A 15,773-nucleotide genomic window follows, 5' to 3' on the forward strand; every position below is an offset into this window, starting at 1 on the left:
CGACGGGGCGCGGCTGGAGAACATGTCCGGTCCCGCCCTGCACGCCGACGGTCTGCGGGTCGACCGAGCCGTGTTCCTCCGCGCAGGGTTCCGGGCAACCGGCGCGGTCCAGCTGGTCGATGCCCACCTCGGTCTGCTGGATTGCGACGGGGCGCGGCTGGAGAACATGTCCGGTCCCGCCCTGCACGCCGACGGTCTGCGGGTCGACCGAGCCGTGTTCCTCCGCGCAGGGTTCCGGGCAAGCGGCGCCGGAGACTCCGTGCTCGCGTTGAACGGCGTGCGGGTCGAAGGTTCGCTGTGGCTGGACATCAGCGGGGTGACCCGTTCGGGTCAGGCCACGGGGGCCCTGGTCGGCATCGACGGGCTGACTTACGCGGGCCTGCCGGCGCCGGTCGGGCTGTCCCGATGGCTGGAGCTGTTGCGTGACCACACGCCCGGCTACTCCGCTCAGCCGTACCAACAGCTGGCCGCCGTCCACCGGGCGGCCGGTCACGACAGCGAGGTGCGGGACATCCTCATGGCGCAGCGGCGGGACCAGATCGACCGCGGCGGGCTTCGGCGGCGCGACCGGGCCTGGGCCCGATTCACCGGGCTGACCCTCGGCTTCGGTTATCAACCCTGGCGAGCACTCCTGCTGTTGTTCGCCGTCCTCGCCGGCTCGGTCGCGCTGACGGTCGTCCTCGGCGGGCCGGGCGGTGGCCTGCAGCACACCGCCCGCGCGAGCACACCCACAACGCCCTGCAGCTTCGTGGAGCGGGTCGGCGTGGGTCTGGATCTGGGTCTGCCGGTGGTCAAGACGGGGGCGCAGGACCTGTGCACCCCTGCCGGCACCCGCGCAGGGCAGACCCTTACCGTCACGGGCTGGCTGCTGCAGCTGGCGGCGTGGGCGTCCGCCACCCTGTTCATCGCCGGCTTCACCGGCGCCGTACGCAAGACCTGACGATTCGCCGGCCGATTCGACGGCGAGAAGGCCCACTCCTTCCGGCGCAACCACCGCTACCTGCCAGGAGCCGGAAAGGCCACGAGGGCTCGGCAACTCGCCGAGGAGAACGGCGCGCTGGGCCTGACGCCCGACGACTGGACGATGCCCCTGTTCGGCGAGGCGGAGGTGGAAGGCAAGCGCGACGTGCTGGAGGGGCGCATGCTCTGGCTCGCCCGGGAGGCGGTCGAGCTGGGCACTGGTTTGCGATCCGTCGGCAGCACGGTCCACCTGCCGGTGGACGAAGAGACCCAACTGGTCCGGATCGCCCATCGCTGCCCGACGCGGCGGAGCGAGCCGCCAACCGGTGGCCGTCTTCCACGTGACTGCTTCGGTCCGACACGGTGCGACTCGGCTCGGGGGCAGGATCCGCGCTCAGCCATGGGCGCACCCTGGGAACTCGACAACGCAGCCGTGCCGCGTACCCGCGCCGGACCGTAGGGACAAGCTCTCCATCCGGTACAAGGCGACTGTGCTGGTCGCAGCCGTGAACGAATGGCTGTGCCTGCGCAGTCGCAACGGCCCTCAGACGACGTCGAATTCGTTGCCCTCGGGGTCCTGCATGGCGGCGGCGCAGAACCCCGTGTCCGGCTCATCCCTGGTCCGCAGCACGGTGGCACCGGCTTTGAGCAGCCGTTTCACCGTTGCCTTGACCCGCCGTGTGCGGACGTCCAGTGGGACGTCACGGCCCCCGCCGACCTTCATGTCGAAGTGCCACCGGTTCTTGGCGACCTTCGACTCCGGAATGTCCCCGGCACCGGCCGGCAACTCCGCCTCGGGCACCCCCATCGCCCCCCAGTGAGCACGCCACGCGGCGTGCCCGCCCGGCGGAGGCTCAGGCACGTAGCCCAGGGCCTCGGCCCAGAAAGCCACCATTCTCTGCGGATCGGAGCAGTCGATCGTCAGCTGCACTGTCATCTGCATGCGCGGAGCCTCCCAGGAAGGTCTGACAGTCGATCCACATGCGCAGGAGGCGCTGATCGGCTGCCGTCCGCGACCGGTCTGCCCGGCACCCCATGACGACCCGGCGGCCGAACGATGACCCGGATCCGGGAAGGAGTCGACAGCGGAACGGCCCACCACCACTGCCGCGCTCGTCATCGCTGACAAGGCCCGTGTTCGCCGCGACCTCCGGACACTCCGTCCAGCGACGAAGCGTTGCCGACGACCCCAACTCCCGGAAGTCGTGACGAACTTCGGGTCACCGCCCGGATAGCGTGGCTCGGCATGACCCACACCGACATCGAGATCACCGCAGAGCTGGTCCGGGATCTGCTGTGCGATCAGCACCCCGACCTGGTCGATCGCCCTTTGAGATTCGGCGCGTTCGGCTGGGACAACCAGCTGTGGCGGCTCGGCGACGACCTCGCCGTACGGCTGCCCTGGGCGACGCTGTCAGCGGATGCGCTGCTTCGCAAAGAGCATGCCTGGCTTCCCGCTCTCGCCCCGGGTCTTCCCCTGCCGGTCCCCGTCCCGCAGCGTCTCGGCGAGCCCTCTGAGCGGTTTCCGCGGCCCTGGATCGTCACCACCTGGGTGTCGGGAACGCCGGCCGACCGCGCCCCCGTCACACGCGGTGAGGAGGCGGCCGAGGCCTTGGCCGCCTTCCTGACCGCTCTTCACCGGCCCGCCCCCGAGGGAGCACCGCCCGGCCGCGGCCGCGGGGGTCCACTGGCCGACTGCGCCGAGGGGTTCGCCCAGCAGCTGGCGTCGGCCACCGAGATGGGGCTGATCCCCGACCCGGACGCCGTACGCGCCGTCTGGGAAGACGCCCTCGCCGCGCCTGAGTGGACGGGCCCGGCGCTGTGGCTTCACGCCGATCTGCATCCGGCCAATGTCCTCACCGCGGACGGCACCATCTGCGGCGTGATCGACTTCGGCGACCTCTGCGCGGGCGACCCGGCCTGCGACCTCGCCGCGGCGTGGATACTGCTGCCGGACGGCGCCGTCGGCCGCTTCCATGACGCCTATCAGCCAGGCGCGGACGGCGCGACCCGGCGCCGCGCCCGTGGCTGGGCGGTGCTGAGAGCCCTGAGCGGCATGCTCATCGGCGAGGCCGGCGTGCACGGCCGTCCGGGCGGCAGGACGACCTGGGGTCCGCCCGCCCACGCTTCGTTGCGGCGCCTGGTCGCAACGGCCGGCCACTGAACCGAAGGCTACGGCTGATGCATCGTCGGGCGGTCCCATCTGCTGGTGCGGAAATGCGGTCAGAACCAGTGCAGGCAGTGCGGCGAGCGCTCGCTGCGGAAGAGGGCGTCGGCGAGGGCGGCCGCGCCCGGGCGGTGGGCCCGGATGTGCCCGGCGCGCACGAGCGTGCTCGGGGCCGTACCGCCGAGGTAGATCGAACCGAGGTCGCTCACGTCCAGGGACAGGTCGGGATCCCGGTCCGTGGGAACGCATTCGGCCTTGCTGTCCCGCACCGTCAGCAGGTAGCGGCCGTGTTCGCCCAGGAACGGGTCGTCGACGTCGAGAACGAGCTCGCCGTCCATGAACCAGCCACGCGCGGTCAGCGCCCGCGGGACGTCCAGCAGCCGCACCCAGAGCCAGTCCGTGTCACTGCCGGCCTCGCCGGCGCGGAAGTCCGCAAGCTGCCAGCGCAGCGGACTGTCGGGCGCGATGTGCTTGAACACCACTTGACGGACCAGGTCGTGTCCGAGCACGAACCGGGCCAGGGCCGTGAAGACGGCGTCGTGGGTGGCGATGGTCTCGTCGACCGTCAAGGCGTCGCCTTCGCCGATCGCATAGCTGGCGTACCCGTCCGGGAGACCCTCGGCGTCACGGTGGACGGCCACATGGCGCGACGCCGGAGCGATGGGGGGGGGGCTGCCCGGCGCCCGAGGCCCACCAGCGGTGCGGCCTGGACAGCGCACTGGGCTGTGTGCGGCGGTAGCGGTCGTAGACCTCCTCCAGGAGCTCGCCGCACTCGGAACGCCGCAGCAGCTCGACCGAGCCTGTGGCCCAGCCGGTCGTCTCGGTTGTTCCGTGCGCCCGGGGGAGGGCGAGGGCGGCCCGGTGGCGCGGCACCGTCAGCCGTCGCGTGTAGGTCGCCGGCCCGTAGCCGAACCTGCGGTAGATCACGGCCTCGGAGGCCAGCAGTACGGAGAGGAACTCCCCCCGGGCCCGCACTTCGGTGAGCTGGCGCCGCATCATCGCGGTGAGCACGCCCTGGCGCCGGTGCGAGGGCAGGACGCCGACGGCGGTCACCCCGGTGGTGGGGACGAGGATGTCACCGGGCAGTGTGAGCTCGAAGGAGTACGCACCGGCGGTGCCGACAGGCCGCCCGTCCGCCGTCACGGCTATCAGATTGCGGTCCATTTCGAGCGCCGCCCACCACACCCCGCCGCCGCCCTCGGCCGGGGTTTCCGGGAAGCGCCCGAACGCGGCATGCATGGTGTCGACGAAGACCTTGAAGTCCTGGTCCGTCGTGGAACGGATCTCCATTGCTGCCGCTGCCTCCCCGGGATACCGGCACCACGACCCGCGGCGCCCCGCCACAGTGCAGCGTCGAGGCGTGTCCAGGTCAAAACGAATTACGGCCGGGCCCACGCGTGCCAGGCTGCGGTGCGGCATGTCGGTTTGCTGCCGGGCCGGACGGGAACCCCGGAGCGGGGACGATGCAGTCGACGGAGGAGTACTCATGTCCTCGCGCCGCGACGACCCGCACGGGCGGGCCCTGCTGGCTGACGCGCTGCGGAACAAAGGGGTCGCCTTCACACGGGAGGAACGGGAGCAGCACGGCCTGGTGGGGACGCTCCCACCGGGTGTGCTCTCGCTGGAGCAGCAGGCCCGCCGGGCCTGGGAGCAGGTTCAGGCCCAGCCGGACGACCTGGCGAAGAACGTCTGCCTGGAGCAGCTGCACGACCGCAACGAGGTGCTCTACCATCGCCTGCTCACCGAGAATCTGACGGAACTGCTGCCCATCGTCTACGACCCCACGGTGGGGCAGGCGATCAAGCGGTACAGCCACGAGTACCGGCGTCCTCGCGGGGTGTATCTGTCCATCGACCACCCGCAGGACGTACGGCCCGCGTTCGAGGCGCTCGGCCTCGGTCCGGACGAGGTCGACCTGGTGGTCGCCACCGATGCCGAGCAGATCCTCGGCATCGGGGACTGGGGTGTGGGCGGCATGCAGATCTCCGTAGGCAAACTGGCCGTCTACACGGCCGCCGCCGGCCTCCACCCGGGCCGGGCGGTCCCCGTCATGCTCGACGTCGGGACGGACAACCAGGCACTGCTCAACGACCCGCTGTACGTGGGCAACCGGCACTCCCGCGCGCGGGGGAAGGACTACGACGCGTTCGTCGCCGCGTACGTGGACACGGTGCGGGACCTGTTCCCGCACGCGCTGCTGCACTGGGAGGACTTCGGCCCCGGCAACGGCCGCAGGCTGCTCGAGACGTACGGCGAGAAGGTCTGCACGTTCAACGACGACATGCAGGGCACCGGCGCCATCACCCTGGCCTGCGTGCTCAACGCGGCGCGCGTGTCCGGGACGCCGGTGCGCGAGCAGCGCGTGGTCGTCTTCGGCGCGGGCACCGCAGGGGTGGGCATCGCCGACCAACTGCGCGACGCCATGGTCCGCGACGGCCTGGACGGCGAGGAGGCGGTGGCACGCGTCTGGTGCGTGGACCGGCAGGGCCTGCTGTTGCGGTCCACCGACGGGCTGCGTGACTACCAGCGGCTCTACGCCCGCCCCGACGAGGAATGGTCCGGCGGCCACGAGCGGCCGATCGGGCTGAAGGAGGTCGTGGACCGGGTGCACCCGACCGTGCTGGTCGGCACCTCGACCGTGCACGGGGCCTTCAGCGAGGACATCGTCCGGTCCATGGCCGGGCATGTGGAACGACCGGTGGTGCTGCCCCTGTCCAACCCCACGGAAAGGATCGAGGCGTTGCCGGAGAACGTCCTGAGGTGGACCGACGGCAAGGCCCTCGTGGCGGCCGGCGTCCCGGTTGCTCCGGTGGCGCTCGACGGCACCACGTACGTCATCGGCCAGGCCAACAACGCCCTGCTCTACCCGGGTCTCGGCCTCGGGGCCGTCGTGGCGCGGGCTTCCCGGATCACCGACGGCATGCTCCAGGCGGCCGCCGAGGCGGTGGCGGGCCTGGCCGACCTGTCCGCTCCGGGGGCCCCGCTGCTACCGCAGGTCGAGAACCTGCGGGCCTCGTCGGCAACGGTGGCGGCGTCGGTCGCCCGCCGCGCCGCCGAGGAGGGGGTCGCGCGCGTCCCGCTCGACGACGTCATCCAGCAGGTTCAGGACGCCATGTGGCAGCCGGAGTACGCATGACGGAGCTGCGGTTCGAACCGGGCGAGGTCGCCGACGAGTAGGCGCCGTGAGGCCGCATGCGAGTAACGGTGTTCTGTCTGCGATCCTCGGAGCGGTCAGCAAGATGCCGGTGACCGGCCGCACTGCGCGGTCTGTGCAGCCCGTGCACGCGTCACGGTCACCGGCGTGGGCGACGCCCGAAATGTGCGGCCGCCTATGCGGCTTGGGTGAGTTCCGCGCGGCCGAACAGCAGTGCGTAGCCGGACGGGAGCTGGCGCAGGATGCGGGTGACGAGGTCGGAGCCCGCGTAGGCCGCGACGGCGGAGAACACGGACCCGGTGTCCCAGCGGGTGGTGGCCAGGGAGGCGCCGGTGCGGGCGGCGAGGTCCTTGACGAAGGCCCAGCCGGTCAGCGGCTGGGTGTCGGGGATCTGGGCGGTGAGAATGCGCGCGGCTTCGAGGGGGAGGCGGGCGGCGAGGTCGACGCGTTCGTCGCCGGTCAGCTGGCGTCCCAGCCCGGCGAGCACGAGGCGGACGGCTTGCTCTGCCTTCTCGCGGGTGGGATAGGCGCCGTCGTAGCGGACCTTTTCCAGCATCTGTTCGTACGCCCTTCCATAGGGCTGCTGGAACGGTGCGCTGTGGTCGGACATCACTGCGGTGGTTGCCTTTCTGTCACCGGGTCGTGGCGACCGGCGTGCGGTCACCGGTGGGTGGGTGGTCAGGTGGGCTGAATGCGGCCGAAGAGCAGGTCGTAGCCCGTGGGGAGTTGGAGCAGGATCTCCTTGAGAAGGTCGTCGCCGGCGGCGTCGGCGGCCGTGGACAGGACGGCGCTGACGTCCCAGGCGGCGGTCTGCTCGGTCGCCCCTTCGATCCAGGCCGCGGTCGCGCGCACGAACCGCTCGGGGGACAGCGGTTCGGCGCTCTGCAGCGGATTGAGCAGGATCAGGGCGAAGTCCTCCGGCAGACGCGCCGCCAGCCGGGCGCGTACCCCGCCGACCAGGTGTGCGCCCAGCAGGGCGAGCACCACGCGGGCCGCGCGGTCGGCTTCCTCCAGGGTGGCGTACTCGCCGCGTTCCCTCACACGGTTGAGGAACGCTTCGCGTCGCACAGTCACGTCGGCCGCCACCCTTCCTCGGTCCACGGGTAACGGAGGACAGGCCCCGGGGGGAGATCAGGTACCTGTCCTCCGCCGTTGTTCCGTCTTCGGCTGTCCGGCTCAGCCGGAGATCTCCTTGCGGTCGGATCCCACGCCGATGGTGATCTTGCGGGGCTTGGCGCGCTCGGCGATCGGGATGCGCAGGGTGAGCACGCCTGTCTCGTAGTCGGCCTTGATGTGCTCGGTGTCCAGGGTGTCGGCCAGCACGAGCTGGCGCGAGAAGACGCCGAGCGGCCGTTCCGACAGCTCCATCTGCACGTCGTCGGCCTTCGTCACGGGCCGGCGCTCGGCCTTGACGGTCAGCATGTTCCGTTCGACGTCGATGTCGATCGCGTCCGGGCTGACGCCGGGGAGGTCGAAGGCCACCACGTACTCGTCACCCTCGCGGTAGGCGTCCATCGGCATCGGGGACGGCCGGGACCACGTGCCCGGGCCCATCAGCTGCTGCGCCAGCCGGTCCAACTCACGGAAGGGGTCAGTGCGCATCAACATCGAAAACACCTCCAGGAAGGTTCGGGCAGTTGCTGCCAATGCGCCTCACTGAAAACGTTGTACCATGTCGTCCAATGGATGACAAGCGAGGCGTCGTCCAAAGGATGACAGACTGAGGAGGTGCTCATGACCCCGGCCGACCAGCCGACATCGTCCAGCATCGGCGCACCAGGGCCGACGTCGTTCCTCGCCGCCGCGGCGGCTCTGCACGCCATAGACGACGCCCTGCAGGCCGCCCGGCACGAGGACCGCGACACCGCAGACACCCAGGACGTCGCCCCGGAGAAGGCGCTGGCCTCCCTTCTGCTGCTGCGGCAGGTGCGCGAGCAGCTCGCCGAATGGGAAACCGGTCTGATCGAGACCGCCCGCCACGCGGGTGCCAGCTGGGCCGACCTCGCCCACCCCCTCGGCGTCTCCAGCCGCCAGGCAGCCGAACGCCGCTATCTGCGGGGCAGGCCCGGTCCCGCAGGCACCACCGGCGAACAACGCGTCCAGGCCACCCGCGAGCGCCGCGCCGCCGAACGCACCACCGCCGCCTGGGCCCGCCGCAACGCAGCCGACCTGCGCCGCATCGCCGGCCAGATCAGCGCCCTCACCGACCTCCCCACCGCGGCCCGCAACCCGCTCGGCCAACTCCACGCGGCCCTCGCCCACGACGACCCCGCCGTCCTCATCGACCCCCTCAACGCCGCCCGCCCCCACCTCACCCCGGGCCACCCCGAACTCGCCGCCCAGCTCGATGCCTTGACGAACTCCGCCACGAACCCGGTGGTCCCTTGGCGTTCGAAGCAGTAGCCGGCGACGCAGGGGCGGTCGTCGGCTCGGCCGCGCCGACGGGGAGGGAACGCGTAGGTGTGCGCGCTGGGGTGTGGTGGGTGAAGCCCGCGTCCTTGCAGGGAGGTCATGGCGCTCCCTCAGCACCGGGGACTCCGCCGCCGACGCCGGGCGGACGTGGATCCTCTTCTGGTGGACGGGCTCAAGCAGCATGAGCGCCACCGGCCCCAAGCACCGGGCAGCCACTGGGCAGACGGACGCTAGTTCCTGCTGAGCGTCCTGGTCACCCCCGCCACGACCGCGGTCGTCAGGACCCAGCCGATCGCGATCAGCGCGTACGCCAATCCCTGCACACCGCCCTGTGCCCAGTGCCAGTGGTCGCGCTGGCCCAGGCCGCCGATCGGGACCAGCAGGTCGAGGGTGTAGACGACCGGATTGAACGGCGTGCCCTCGTCCTTCGTGTTCGCCACGGGGTCGTGTGCGGCGAACACGAGCGAGCCGATCAGCGTGAGCAGCGCCAGCCAGATTCCGGCGATCCACGGTCGGTAGCCGTATCCGACCGTGGAGTCGAGGAGCCAGCCCCAGGCTCGGCCCGCCGGCCCCAGTGTCGCCCGGCGGCACCGCTCCCGCACGAGCAGCACCCGCCGTGCCTCGTCCTCGTGCCCGCATCTGCGGTAGTGGGAGGCGAGTTGCTCGTACGGCTGCGGAACATAGACGGGCTGGTGGCGCAGCCACGCCAGCCGGTTCTCGACGTCCTCGCGCCGCGTGTGCGCCGTCTCGCCCAGCCAGCCGTACGTCAGCCCGTCCAGGCCCAGTGTCTTCGGCCAGGTCGAGGGGTCGTCCTGGATACGGTCGGCGTGCGCGGTGCGCAGGTTCACGCCGCCCGCGGGCCGGTACCGGAACCGGAGGTCGAGTGCCCCGGCCTGCATCCCCACGCACATCAACGACGTGCCGGAACCGAGCAGTTCGGCATCGTCGAAGGTCAGCAGGTCCTCTATCCGTACGCTGCGCAGCCGCACCCTGCCGTCGGTCGTGAAACCCCGTGACAGCCGTACGGTCGACGCCTTGAGCATGTCTCCGTGGAAGGCGAACGCGTCCGGCGAGCCCACAGTGATCCGCGCCCCGCGCATCCACAACCCGCCCGGCAACTCGGCCCCGGGGAAGCTGACTTCGCCTTCGGCGACGAAGCCGTCCTCGCAGAACACGCCGCCCCGCATCACCACGCCCCCGGCGTCCATCGCCGTCCGCCCCGGCGCGATCAGACGTGCCCCGTCGAGGCGCAGCGCTCCCGCGATGTCCGCGTGCACGAGTTCGAGTGCGTGCCGGCCGTCCCCGCCGATGGTCGAGCGGCGCAGATCGAGTCGCCCGCCGAACCGTGCCGTCGGCGCCCGGAAGCCGGGCAGCGTGCAGTCGACGACGCTCACCCCGAGCATCGTCGCCCCCTCCAGGCTGACGGCCTCGTCGAACCGGCACGCCTCGAACCGCAGGGACCGCCTGATCTCCGCCCCGTCCAGCAGCAACGCCCCGGTGACGTGGGCACCGCGCAGGATGTACGGCTCGGCGCCCGCGGCCTCGTCGAGGATCTCCCGCCTGACGTGTTCCGCGTCGACCGTCCGGTCGGGCTCAGGCGACACGGGCGGTGACGGACTCGGTCCAGGCGCCGGCCCCGTGCTCGAACCACGCGAGTGGGGCGGCGCTGTCGTGCGGTCGGCTTGTGGTGTTCATCAGGCTCCAGGCGGTCCGTCCGGCAGGGGCGCACTCTCTGCGGGAGACAGTGCCTGGGACCGCAGCATTCCACACCTCTGCGCACCGATCGACGGTCACTGTCCCGGCGCGAGGACGTAGGTGTTGAGGCTGCCCACCGTGGTGAGCGGGCTCGGGGAGCCGAGGTCGTAGCGGTCCACGGCAAGGTAGTTGGGCTTCTTGCGGGCGGCAGGTGTGCAGAAGTTCTGTGCACGGTTGAGGAGTTTGCCGTTGTCCGTCTGCGCGGTGGAGCCAATGGTGTAATCGCGGAAGTGGTTCATCACGAACAGCGGGTGGAAGGCGGGCGAGTCCGTGGTGAGGGGGCGGGTGTCCCAGCGGCTGTAGCAGGACCAGTCCGAGACGCCGATTCCGCCGCCCATGGACCAGTAGTTCTCCACGGTCCACTCGCGCTGGTACATCACCCCGAAGGTGTCGCGGGTGTTCCAGCCGCTCGCGGTGTCGCTCGCCCGGGTCCGGTCGCTGAAGATCAGCAGCTGCTTGCCGCGTGCGGCCAGGTCGGCCATGGTCGGCCAGCCCTTGGTGGCCACGCCCTCCTGGTCGGGCCGGTACAGCACGTCGGAGAGGCCGCTCACGGAGGCGAGGGAGGACTTCAGCACGTCGGAGGAGGCGTAGTCCTCCAGGAAGACGGTGGCGAACTGGCCCGGGCGGGCCTTGAGGAAGTCGACGATGCGCTGCAGGTCGGTGGCGAGCGGGACGGGGCTGCTGACGCCGTCGCAGCTGTTGTGGCAGAGGACGGCCTGCCCGTTGACGGTGTAGTCGTCGAGCATGAACCCGCGCACGCCGTCGGCCAGTTGCCGGCTGACGCCGTAGTTCTGGTTGGGGAACCAGCTGACCGGGAACGTGGCGAAGTTGCCGTCGACGCCGTTGGCGAAGGCGTTGTGCGCGGTCAGGAAGGTGACCTGGTCCAGGGTGCGGGTGTCGGCGGAGGGCATCGCCGTGGTGGGGTAGGTGACCGGGGTGAGGTACCAGCGGGCGAGGTCGCCCGCCGAGCCGAGTTGTACGGCGCCGGCGTCGGAGGCCGAGCCGGTGAGGTACTGCGAGGTGCCGGGTGCGGTGATCGTGTACGCGCTGTCGGCGCCGGAGGTGATCGTCCAGGTCGTGCCGTCCGCGCCGCAGCCGGCGGTGACCGCGGAGGTGCCGCTGCGGCCGAGGCAGGTGCCCGCCTCGTCGGCGTTCTGCAGCTGGTAGCCGCCGCCGACCGCGACCGGGGTCCACTGCTGGTGGTCCTCGTTGCCCTTGGGATTGTGCGCGGCGACGGTGCCGGCGGCGTCGGCGGCGTTGCGCCCGGTGGTGTAGTTCTGCAGGTAGACCGGGGAGGTGGGGACCGCCGCGGAGGCCGTGCCGGGCAGCAGGGCGGGCGTGGACAGGGCGAGGGCGGCGGAACAGCACAGGACGCGCAGGGGTCGCAGGCGCACGGGGGGGTCCCTTCACTCCGGCACGGGCGTGCCGACCGATGACCGATCGATGACCGAGACATGACATATCCGGTGACACGTGCGTTACGCCAGACGCTGCGGGCGAATTACTGTCGGCATGCGGGCTTTTGACAACCTGCCACCCCGCTCGGCGCCTGCCATGTTCTACAGTGACTCTCACCTGACCTGGCACTTTAGGGACCTGCGAGGACACACGAGCCATGCCGACCGAAACGTTTGAGTTCCAAGTAGAGGCTCGTCAGCTGCTCCAGCTGATGATCCACTCGGTCTACTCGAACAAGGACGTCTTCCTGCGGGAACTCGTCTCCAACGCCTCCGACGCGCTCGACAAGCTGCGCCTGGCCGTGCTGCGGGACGACAGCCTCGACGTCGACACCACCGACCTGCACATCGAGATCGAGCTCGATCCGGACGCCCGTACGCTCACCGTGCGGGACAACGGCATCGGGATGTCGCACGACGAGGTCGGCAACCTCATCGGCACCATCGCCAACTCCGGGACGGCCGCCTTCCTCAAGGAGCTGAAGGAGGCCCAGGACGCCGCCGGGGCCGAGGGGCTCATCGGGCAGTTCGGCGTCGGCTTCTACTCCGGTTTCATGGTGGCCGACGAGATGACGCTGGTGACCCGGCGCGCCGGTGAGGCCGGTGGCACCCGCTGGTCCTCGCGCGGCGAGGGCACCTACACCCTGGAGAGCGTCGACGACGCACCGCAGGGCACCGCCGTCACGCTCCACCTCAAGCCGGCCGATTCCGAGAACCAGCTGCACGACTACACCTCCGCCTGGAAGGTCAAGGAGATCGTCAAGCGGTACTCGGACTTCATCACCTGGCCGATCCGGCTGGTCCCGCAGCCGGGCGGCGACGGCGAGGACCCGGCCGAGCCCGAGACGCTGAACTCGATGAAGGCCCTGTGGGCCCGCTCGCGCGACGAGGTCTCCGACGACGAGTACCACGAGTTGTACAAGCACGTCAGCCACGACTGGCGCGACCCCCTGGAGACCATCCGCCTGCAGGCCGAGGGCACCTTCGAGTACCAGGCCCTGCTCTTCCTGCCGGCGCACGCCCCGCACGACCTGTTCACCCGGGACTTCCGGCGCGGTCTGCAGCTCTACGTCAAGCGTGTGCTGATCATGGACGACTGCGAGGCGCTGCTGCCGCCGTACCTCCGCTTCGTCAAGGGTGTCGTCGACGCGCAGGACCTCTCGCTCAACGTCTCCCGTGAGATCCTCCAGCAGGACCGGCACATCCGCATGATCCAGCGCCGGCTGACCAAGAAGGTCCTGTCGTCGGTCAAGGAGATGAAGGCCAACGACCCCGACAAGTACACCGCGTTCTGGCGGGAGTTCGGCGCCGTGCTCAAGGAGGGGCTGTTCGGCGACCCCGACAACCGTGACGCCCTGCTCGCGGTCGCGTCCTTCGCCAGCACGCACTCCGAGGACGAGGCGACCACCCTCCAGCAGTACGTGGAGCGGATGAAGGACGGCCAGAACGACATCTACTACATGACCGGCGAGTCCCGGCAGAGCCTCGAGAACTCCCCGCACATGGAGGCGTTCCGGGCGCGCGGCGTCGAGGTCCTGTTGCTCACCGACCCCGTCGACGAGGTATGGGTCGACGCCGTGGGCGAGTTCGAGGGCAAGGCCCTCCGGTCCGTCGCCAAGGGCGAGATCGACCTCGACGTCCAGGGCGACGAACAGGCCGAGGCCGAGCGGGAGAAGCAGACCGAGGCCTACGCCGGTCTGCTGGGCTGGCTGAAGGAGCAGCTGGCCGAGGAGGTGAAGGACGTCCGCCTGTCGACCCGTCTGACCGTCTCCCCGGCCTGTGTCGTCTCCGACGCTCACGATCTGACTCCTGCGCTGGAGAACATGTACCGCGCCATGGGCCAGGAGGTCCCGCCCACCAAGCGGATCCTCGAACTCAACGCCGGGCATCCGCTCGTGCAGGGCCTGAACCAGGCGTACCAGGAGAGCGAGGACCGGACCGAACTCGCGGAGACGGCCGAGCTGTTGCACGGTCTGGCCGTCCTCGCGGAGGGCGGCCAGCCCAAGGAGCCCGCGCGATTCGTGAAGCTCGTGGCGGAGCGGCTGGAGCGCGGCCTGCACTGACGCAGGCCACTCTCAGGGGCACTTCGGCACGGCCGGTCCGTGCCGAAGTGCCTGCCCTCAAGCAGCTGCAGCGGCCTGGGTCAGCCGGCCGTGCCGGTCACCGTGTTGCCCGTCCTGGTGACGTGGTAGATCACCGTGGCGCCGCTCCAGAAGTGGAAGGTGAGCGTGACGCGGGCGTCGTCCTTGAGGGACTTGACGAAATCGGAGGTCAGTTTGATGGAGTCGCCGGTGTACGCCGTGAAGGCTGCGTCCCACTGCTGGTAGGGCGTCCAGCTCGCGGGGCCGGCGTTGCCTCCGTCGTCGTAGGTGGCCTCCATCGTGGCCAGCTGGTCGCCCCGGAACTGCGTGGGGATGGTGAGGCCGCCGGTGTCCCCGGAGGCCTTTGACAGGGCCGGGGTGTCGTACGTGATCACGTCGATCCGCCACGGGACGCCTCGCGAAAACCGGGCCTGCAGTGTGGCGTTGGTCCCGTACGCGCGGTCGCCGGCGAGTTCGGTGAGTGCGGCGGGCTTCAGCGTGAGCCGGCTGCCGGAGACGGTGTAGTCCCTGCCCTTCAGCAGGTTGCGGGAGCCGTACCGCAGTCCCCGGAAGTCGGTGCCGTTCGGGTTGAGGGTGACGCTCCGTGCGGTGATGTCACCCGACTTCGGCAGGAACACCTGGTCGCTGGAGGCGGTGCCCGAGCGCGTGCTCCAGCTCGACTTGATCTGGGCGAACAGCTCCGGGTCCCGCCATTGCAGCGTGCTGCGGTTCAGGAACTGCCCCGCGTCCCACAGCATCGTGGTGAGCTTCCGCTCGCGGGCGTAGTTGCCCAGGAACTCGAAGTACTTGCGCTGCTCACCGCGTTCGATGATGCCCGGACGGTTGTGGTCGTAGGCGAGCAGGGCGTACTCGCCGATGATGACGGGGATGCCGTGGGCGACGAAGGTGTCGTGGACGCGGTCGAAGGTGTCCGTGAGGTCCTTCTGGGCGGTGGCGTCGAACCGGGTGTAGCCGGCGATGTTCACGCTGAACGGCCACCAGCCGTAGAAGTGGACGGTGGTGGCCACCATGGGGTCGTGCAGGGCGGTGAGTTGGGTGGCCAGCGCGTCGAGCCGTCCCTGGTCGGCGTTGGTGTACAGGGTGGGCAGGACGAGGAGCCGGTCGGTGTTGCGGCCGCCGGAGGCGCGCACGATGCGGTGGAAGTCGGTGTTGAGCTCGGCCAGCAGCCGGTAGTTCTCGTCGTCGCCCGAAGTGCCGCTGAACGTCGGCTCGTTGATGCTCTCGAACGCCAACCGGGAGGACTCGTCGCGGAACTCCGCGGCGATCTGGGTCCAGGTCGCGCTGTAGCGTGCGAGGACGGCGTCGTGGTCCGTGGAGAGGGTGTTGACCCACATCCACGAGTCGTGGTGCATGTTGAGCAGCACGGAGAGGTTTTCGTCCAGCGCCCAGTCGACCACCTGCCGCACCTTCGCCAGCCAGGCCGGGTCGATCGTGTAGTCAGGGGCGGCGCCCTGGTGGACGCCCCAGGTGACGGGCAGCCGTATGCTCCTGAAGCCCTGCGACCTGATCTTCCTGAACAGCGCCCTGGTCACGGGCGGGTTGCCCCAGGACGTCTCGTCGGGGATGGCGTCGTAGGTGTTGCCCAGGTTCCAGCCGGGCTGCATGGCCGCGACAGCGCTGCGGGCGGTGGCGGAGTCGGCCGGAGGCGGGTCGGCGGCCCGTGAGGTTGCGGGCATCAGCGGCAGGAGGGCGAGCGCCAGCAGGAGCACCGCGGCGAGTCTCGGTACCAGTCTCCGCGTCATCACGGACACCTTCCGGTTGATGGG

Annotated in this window: 11 protein-coding genes and 3 pseudogenes; 6 read left to right on the plus strand and 8 right to left on the minus strand. The window is 70.4% G+C overall.

The features are described from left to right. Both AB0N07_RS35095 and AB0N07_RS35100 read left to right on the plus strand, forming a co-directional pair. A pseudogene (locus tag AB0N07_RS35095) lies at nucleotides 1-940 on the plus strand (hypothetical protein); the annotation flags it as partial. Between the two features lie 144 nt (nucleotides 941-1,084). Further along, nucleotides 1,085-1,255 (plus strand): annotated as a pseudogene (locus AB0N07_RS35100) (ATP-binding protein); the annotation flags it as partial. A 249-nt stretch (nucleotides 1,256-1,504) separates the two neighbouring features. On the opposite strand, the gene AB0N07_RS35105 reads toward AB0N07_RS35100, so the two are convergent. Continuing rightward, nucleotides 1,505-1,903, minus strand: coding sequence for a VOC family protein (locus tag AB0N07_RS35105; RefSeq protein ID WP_365842160.1), 399 nt, complete (start codon nucleotides 1,901-1,903; stop codon nucleotides 1,505-1,507). Nucleotides 1,904-2,206: 303 nt separating this feature from the next. Here AB0N07_RS35105 and AB0N07_RS35110 point away from each other — a divergent pair, with 303 nt between their 5' ends. Then, complete coding sequence (locus AB0N07_RS35110) at nucleotides 2,207-3,124, plus strand: aminoglycoside phosphotransferase family protein (protein ID WP_365842162.1); 918 nt, start codon at nucleotides 2,207-2,209, stop codon at nucleotides 3,122-3,124. 59 nt (nucleotides 3,125-3,183) lie between these two features. Here the strand turns inward: AB0N07_RS35110 and AB0N07_RS35115 are convergent. Further along, nucleotides 3,184-4,417 (minus strand): annotated as a pseudogene (locus AB0N07_RS35115) (GNAT family N-acetyltransferase). Between the two features lie 196 nt (nucleotides 4,418-4,613). Between AB0N07_RS35115 and AB0N07_RS35120 the strand changes: the two are divergent. Then, a complete protein-coding gene (locus AB0N07_RS35120; RefSeq protein WP_365842164.1) occupies nucleotides 4,614-6,263 on the plus strand; it encodes an NAD-dependent malic enzyme in 1,650 nt (549 codons plus the stop codon). Between the two features lie 193 nt (nucleotides 6,264-6,456). Here AB0N07_RS35120 and AB0N07_RS35125 read toward each other — a convergent pair whose 3' ends face one another. From AB0N07_RS35125 to AB0N07_RS35135, 3 genes are all read right to left on the minus strand, one after another. Then, the gene (locus AB0N07_RS35125; RefSeq protein WP_365842166.1) at nucleotides 6,457-6,894 is read right to left on the minus strand and encodes a DUF2267 domain-containing protein; all 438 of its coding nucleotides are present in this window, start codon (nucleotides 6,892-6,894) and stop codon (nucleotides 6,457-6,459) included. Nucleotides 6,895-6,959: 65 nt separating this feature from the next. After that, entirely contained in the window at nucleotides 6,960-7,355 is a 396-nt protein-coding gene (locus tag AB0N07_RS35130; protein ID WP_365842168.1) for a DUF2267 domain-containing protein, read from the minus strand. 102 nt (nucleotides 7,356-7,457) lie between these two features. Beyond that, on the minus strand, nucleotides 7,458-7,889 hold the full coding sequence (locus AB0N07_RS35135; protein WP_365842170.1) for an Hsp20/alpha crystallin family protein: 432 nt from the start codon (nucleotides 7,887-7,889) through the stop codon (nucleotides 7,458-7,460). 126 nt (nucleotides 7,890-8,015) lie between these two features. On the opposite strand from AB0N07_RS35135, the gene AB0N07_RS35140 reads away from it, so the two are divergent. After that, nucleotides 8,016-8,684 (plus strand): type III effector protein, encoded by a 669-nt coding sequence (locus tag AB0N07_RS35140; RefSeq protein ID WP_365842172.1) that lies wholly within the window; start codon nucleotides 8,016-8,018, stop codon nucleotides 8,682-8,684. 239 nt (nucleotides 8,685-8,923) lie between these two features. Here AB0N07_RS35140 and AB0N07_RS35145 read toward each other — a convergent pair whose 3' ends face one another. Next, nucleotides 8,924-10,297: a pentapeptide repeat-containing protein gene (locus AB0N07_RS35145; protein WP_365842174.1), complete on the minus strand. Its 1,374-nt coding sequence runs from the start codon at nucleotides 10,295-10,297 to the stop codon at nucleotides 8,924-8,926. A 186-nt stretch (nucleotides 10,298-10,483) separates the two neighbouring features. Next, nucleotides 10,484-11,794, minus strand: coding sequence for an RICIN domain-containing protein (locus tag AB0N07_RS35150; protein WP_365842203.1), 1,311 nt, complete (start codon nucleotides 11,792-11,794; stop codon nucleotides 10,484-10,486). 269 nt (nucleotides 11,795-12,063) lie between these two features. On the opposite strand from AB0N07_RS35150, the gene htpG reads away from it, so the two are divergent. Beyond that, nucleotides 12,064-13,968, plus strand: coding sequence for a molecular chaperone HtpG (htpG, locus tag AB0N07_RS35155; protein ID WP_365842176.1), 1,905 nt, complete (start codon nucleotides 12,064-12,066; stop codon nucleotides 13,966-13,968). 80 nt (nucleotides 13,969-14,048) lie between these two features. Here the strand turns inward: htpG and AB0N07_RS35160 are convergent, their stop codons facing one another. Then, nucleotides 14,049-15,749, minus strand: coding sequence for a cellulase family glycosylhydrolase (locus tag AB0N07_RS35160; RefSeq protein WP_365842178.1), 1,701 nt, complete (start codon nucleotides 15,747-15,749; stop codon nucleotides 14,049-14,051). Nucleotides 15,750-15,773: the final 24 nt, after the last annotated feature.

Source organism: Streptomyces sp. NPDC051172 (assembly GCF_040682555.1).
Classification (GTDB): domain Bacteria; phylum Actinomycetota; class Actinomycetes; order Streptomycetales; family Streptomycetaceae; genus Streptomyces.

What these genes read in the sequence shown, in the direction of transcription:
- AB0N07_RS35160 (WP_365842178.1), bottom strand. Translation starts at nt 15,749, where the DNA reads ATGACGCGGAGACTGGTACCGAGACTCGCCGCGGTGCTCCTGCTGGCG.
- AB0N07_RS35105 (WP_365842160.1), bottom strand. Translation starts at nt 1,903, where the DNA reads ATGCAGATGACAGTGCAGCTGACGATCGACTGCTCCGATCCGCAGAGA.
- AB0N07_RS35135 (WP_365842170.1), bottom strand. Translation starts at nt 7,889, where the DNA reads ATGTTGATGCGCACTGACCCCTTCCGTGAGTTGGACCGGCTGGCGCAG.
- AB0N07_RS35110 (WP_365842162.1), top strand. Translation starts at nt 2,207, where the DNA reads ATGACCCACACCGACATCGAGATCACCGCAGAGCTGGTCCGGGATCTG.
- AB0N07_RS35140 (WP_365842172.1), top strand. Translation starts at nt 8,016, where the DNA reads ATGACCCCGGCCGACCAGCCGACATCGTCCAGCATCGGCGCACCAGGG.
- htpG (WP_365842176.1), top strand. Translation starts at nt 12,064, where the DNA reads ATGCCGACCGAAACGTTTGAGTTCCAAGTAGAGGCTCGTCAGCTGCTC.
- AB0N07_RS35120 (WP_365842164.1), top strand. Translation starts at nt 4,614, where the DNA reads ATGTCCTCGCGCCGCGACGACCCGCACGGGCGGGCCCTGCTGGCTGAC.